The 4,853-nt window shown below is 62.1% G+C and carries 4 protein-coding genes; all 4 read left to right on the top strand.

What is annotated here, in order from left to right; translation table 11 throughout:
• Positions 1–1,508 (top strand): DNA primase (dnaG, locus tag ACTS2Z_RS00405; protein ID WP_442571258.1); only part of this gene is annotated, 1,508 nt, incomplete at its 5' end.
• A gap of 104 nt (positions 1,509–1,612) precedes the next feature.
• Complete coding sequence (locus ACTS2Z_RS00400) at positions 1,613–1,906, top strand: hypothetical protein (protein ID WP_442571257.1); 294 nt, start codon at positions 1,613–1,615, stop codon at positions 1,904–1,906.
• Positions 1,907–1,972: 66 nt separating this feature from the next.
• Positions 1,973–4,015: an RNA polymerase sigma factor RpoD gene (rpoD, locus tag ACTS2Z_RS00395; protein WP_442571256.1), complete on the top strand. Its 2,043-nt coding sequence runs from the start codon at positions 1,973–1,975 to the stop codon at positions 4,013–4,015.
• Positions 4,016–4,328: 313 nt separating this feature from the next.
• Complete coding sequence (locus ACTS2Z_RS00390; protein WP_442571255.1) at positions 4,329–4,808, top strand: hypothetical protein; 480 nt, start codon at positions 4,329–4,331, stop codon at positions 4,806–4,808.
• The last annotated feature ends 45 nt before the right edge of the window (positions 4,809–4,853 follow it).

The following is a 4,853-nucleotide window of genomic DNA, read 5'->3' as shown; positions in this document are numbered from 1 at the left end:
CCCGCAAGGATGAGCGCCGCAAGGAGCTGGCAGAATGGAATGTCGCCGCGCAGCAATACTTCGTCCGTGAGCTGACCGGTCCGCGTGGGGGCGAAGCGCGCGCCTATCTGGAGCGCCGGGGGCTGGGGCCGCGCGACTGGGAGCGGTTTGGTCTGGGTTTTGCGCCGGAGTTGCGCACCGGGCTGAAGGACGCACTCATCAATCAGGGGGCCAAACCCGATGAGCTGGTCACCGCGGGCCTTCTGATAGCACCCGAAGATGGCGGCGCGGCGTTTGACCGGTTCCGGGGCCGGGTCATGTTCCCGATCCACGATCCGCGCGGGCGCCTTGTGGCGTTTGGCGGACGGGCGCTGTCGAAGGATGCGCGCGCCAAGTATCTCAACTCGCCCGAGACACCGCTCTTTCACAAGAGCCATGTCCTGTACCGTTATCCCGAAGCGCGCACGGCAGCGTCCGATCCGAAAGCCGGTATTCGCGGCCTGATCGTCGCCGAGGGCTATATGGACGTGATCGCACTGAACCGGGCGGGGCTGGTTCATGCGGTTGCTCCGCTGGGTACGGCGCTGACCGAGGATCAGATACGGCTGTTGTGGCGCGCGGGGCCGGAGCCTGTGATCTGCCTTGACGGGGATGGCGCCGGGCAGCGTGCCGCCGGCCTTGCGGCCGAGCGGGCTCTGCCCTTGCTGGAGCCGGGCAAGACCTTGCGTTTCGTCTTCCTGCCTGATGGCCAGGACCCGGACGATGTTCTGAAGGCCAAAGGTGCGGACGCGCTCCGCGCGCTGGTCGCCGATACGCGATCGCTGGCAGACCTGCTGTGGGATCGCGAGTTTTCAGCCGAGCCGCTGAACGACCCTGACCGCCGGGCCGGTTTCCGGCGCCGCCTGCGTGCGCTGGTCTCCAAGATCACCGATCCGGACGTGCGCGAGGAATACAAGGCCGAGTTTGACCGGCGCATGGCGTCCGCCTTCGGTCGGCAGCCTTCGCGCGCGCCATGGCGGGGCCGTCCCAACGCCCTTGGCATCTCCGATGCGCTACCGAATCCAAAAACGCTGCAGCTAGCAAAGAGCAATAAGCCTAAGGCGTTGCTAGCTCAGCTGATTTGGCGAGCTATCCAAGACCCTTCGATAGCCAAGAGTGAAGCAGAAACTTTGGCTGAACTTGAGTGTGGTCCCTTAAATCGCCTTCGTGACGATATAATTGATGTCGCTCTTGAGAATGGCGCATTGGAACCGTCAGCGATGATACGGGAATTGCAGGCCCGTGGGCATGAACGCGACATCGGAGCTATGAAAGAACGTTGGCTCGATACTGAAGCGAGTATGAGAATATTTGAGCTCGCTGGCGGCGATGTATTGGCGGGTTGGAAAGCGTTGGCTGCAAGGTACATGGAACAGAAGGAAACTGAATCAGTTTCAAAATTGTCGGACTCAGGATTAGGCGCTCACATTTCAGACGAATTGTTCCAGCAGATGGTCAATGAGGTTGCCGCCCAGCGGAAGCGGAAGTGACCCCGATTATGATCAACCAAGCGGAAACGCTCGCCGAGATGGATTGCGGTCCGCTTGACAGTCTGCGTGACGCTATTCTAGACGCATGTTCCCTTGGGGGAGGTATGGACAGAGACGGGCTGAAGCGCGAGCTTGCGCGTCAGGGCCATCAGGGCGCGCTGCGCAAGCTGGGTGTCGAGCGGGCAGCCATGCTCGCGGTGATGGGCGGCGAGGACGCAGCCCCGTCAGACAGGTTGCACGCTTGGCGAAAAGCGGCGGCTTCCTATATGGAGAGGGTTGAAGAGGAACGCATCCGCGGTGAGGCGCGTCTTCTTGAAAGCGAGGCGCTGGAGCGCGGCGATGCGGCCGAGGTGCACCAGCTCATCGCAGGGTATAAGGCCAGCCGCCGGCGCAAATAGCGCACGCGCGGTCAATTTTGTTTGTGGTGGCAGGCGATCCGGCCGCCAAGGGAGTTCAAGTCAGGCATGACCAAAGCAGCGACCGAGACGGCTGAAGCAGCCCCGGAAAATCAGGACGGCCCGCTTCTCGATCTCAATGACCTGTCGGTCAAGGCGATGGTGAAGACCGCCAAGAAGCGCGGTTATGTCACCCATGACGAGCTCAACAAGGTCCTTCCCTCCGAAGAGTTTTCCTCTGAGCAGATCGAGGACGTGCTCTCCCAGCTCTCCGAGATGGGCATCACGGTCGTCGATTCGGAAGACGATGTGGAAGAGTCCGATGCCAGCGGCGCCGATGGCGACGATGACGAGGATGATGACGGCCGCTCGCGCGCTGTTTCCGCCAAATCGAAGACCGCTATTGCCGGTCAGAACACCACCTCCGCGCAGGACCGCACTGATGACCCGGTGCGCATGTATCTGCGCGAAATGGGTTCGGTGGAGCTGCTTTCGCGCGAAGGCGAGATTGCCATCGCCAAGCGCATCGAGGCGGGCCGCAACGCGATGATCCGCGGGCTATGCGAAAGCCCGCTGACCTTCGAGGCCATCATGGTGTGGCGCGAGGAATTGCAGACCGGCCAGGTGCTGCTGCGCGACATTATCGACCTTGATGCCACCTATGGCGGTGTCCGCGAAGACCATTCCGAAACGGGTGCGCCCGATGCCGGGCGCGGTCCGGCTGCAAACATCCGTGATGCGGTGCGCAACCGCGCCGAGGGCAATGACGACGATAAATCCGACTCTGGCGAGGAGGGCGAGAATGCCGCTCCGGGCGAAGACGAGGAGGATGATGAAGACGGCGCAAACCTGTCGCTTGCCGCGATGGAGGCCGAGCTGCGCGAAGGCGTCATGGAGACGCTGGACGCCGTGGCCGGTGACTTCTCCACCTTCCGCAAGCTGCAGGACAAGCTCGTCAATCTCCGCCTTGAGGGCAAGGACCTCTCCAAGAAGGATCGCGAGACCTATGACGGGGTGCGCGAGTCCATCGTTGCCAACCTCAATTCGCTGAACCTGAACAATGCGCGGATCGAGGCGCTGGTCGAACAGCTCGATGCGATCAACAAGCGTCTGGTCGTGCTGGAAGGCAAGCTCCTGCGCTCGGCTGAAGCGCACGGCGTGCCGCGTCACGAATTCATGCAGGCCTATCACGGCCACGAGCTTGATCCCAACTGGCTCGATGACTGGAAAGCCAAGTCTGCGCCGTGGAAGAAGTTTGCCGAGCGCGAGGAAAAGGAAGCCGCCCAGATCCGCGAGCAGATCGCCGAGCTGGCTCAGGAATCCGGCGTGCCGATCGACGATTTCCGCCGCATCGTGGCGACCGTCCAGAAAGGCGCGCGCGAGGCGCGTATCGCCAAGAAGGAAATGGTGGAGGCCAATCTGCGCCTCGTCATCTCCATCGCCAAGAAATACACCAATCGCGGGCTGCAATTCCTGGACCTGATCCAGGAAGGCAATATCGGCCTCATGAAAGCGGTCGACAAGTTCGAGTACCGCCGTGGCTACAAGTTCTCCACCTATGCGACCTGGTGGATACGTCAGGCGATTACCCGTTCCATCGCCGACCAGGCGCGCACCATCCGCATCCCGGTCCACATGATCGAGACGATCAACAAGATCGTGCGGACCAGCCGCCAGATGCTGCACGAGATTGGCCGCGAGCCGACCCCGGAAGAGCTGGCCGAGAAGCTCTCCATGCCGCTGGAAAAGGTTCGCAAGGTGATGAAGATCGCCAAGGAGCCGATCTCCCTTGAAACGCCGATTGGCGACGAGGAAGACAGCCATCTGGGCGATTTCATCGAGGACAAGAACGCGGTCCTGCCGATCGATGCGGCCATCCATTCGAACCTGCGCGAAACCACCACGCTGGTGCTCGCCAGCCTGACCCCGCGTGAAGAACGTGTGCTGCGCATGCGCTTTGGTATCGGCATGAACACCGATCACACGCTGGAAGAGGTCGGCCAGCAATTCTCGGTCACGCGCGAGCGTATCCGCCAGATCGAAGCCAAGGCCCTGCGCAAGCTGAAACACCCGAGCCGCAGCCGCAAGCTGCGCAGCTTCCTGGACAGCTAGGGTTCGTACGTTTCCCGGTTTCAAAGACGCCGCCGGTCTCTACTGACCGGCGGCGTTTTCATTTCCCGAGCATGCCGGCTCTGATCGGCGGCCGTGCGTCACGCAGCCGCAGCAGACCGTCTGCGCCAATAGAAGCAATTAGATAGAGTTGTGAGCAGCCTTTGACTGGACAGGCGCCCTGTTGCATTGCAACATCTTTTTTCCAGAAAAATGAACGTTGTTCACTTTTCAAACGCTCGTCATGGCCCTATCTTCCCGGTGCACGTTCAACGCAACGCCCGGTCAACAGGGCGCCCATCTTTCGGAGACTGACATGTCCTTCAAATTCTCCTCCCCGATCCTGATGACCGCTGCTGCTGCCATGATGGCTGCCGGCCTGTCTGTCGCCAGTGCATCGTCTGCCGAAGCGCAAGTGTGCGAGCCGGCCTTTGTGGCCCAGAGCACGGCGCACCGCTCGGTGCGTGCCTCTGTGCAGCGCTTTGAGCGCGGCCAGTGGCGCGAAGCGGCCCACTTCGCCAATGAGGCGCTGTCGCGCCGCAATGCAGCCCCCACCATGGCAGCCGCCCAGACCAATCTGTGCGGCGCGCTTGCCAATATGGGTGATGAGGGCGCGATGGATGCCTGCAACGCCGCCGTTGAAGCCAATGAAGGCGGCTGGGAAGCCCTGAACAATCGCGGCGCAGCCTATGCGCTTGCCGGTAACGCCTCTGCCGCGGCGGCTGACTTCGCCGCTGCTGCGGCCATCGAGGGTGCAGGACCGGAAGCGGCGGCCAACGCCGCCTCCTGCCGCTAGGCCTGAACAGATTTCCACTGCCCGGGCATAATCCCCCCGCCCGGG

It is taken from the genome of Glycocaulis sp. (assembly GCF_052168375.1).
In the GTDB taxonomy this organism is placed as follows: domain Bacteria; phylum Pseudomonadota; class Alphaproteobacteria; order Caulobacterales; family Maricaulaceae; genus Glycocaulis.
Note: the sequence above shows the minus strand (reverse complement) of the source record. Positions and strands in the feature narration are given on the sequence as shown.

What these genes read in the sequence shown, in the direction of transcription:
- ACTS2Z_RS00400 (WP_442571257.1), top strand. Translation starts at nt 1,613, where the DNA reads ATGGACAGAGACGGGCTGAAGCGCGAGCTTGCGCGTCAGGGCCATCAG.
- rpoD (WP_442571256.1), top strand. Translation starts at nt 1,973, where the DNA reads ATGACCAAAGCAGCGACCGAGACGGCTGAAGCAGCCCCGGAAAATCAG.
- ACTS2Z_RS00390 (WP_442571255.1), top strand. Translation starts at nt 4,329, where the DNA reads ATGTCCTTCAAATTCTCCTCCCCGATCCTGATGACCGCTGCTGCTGCC.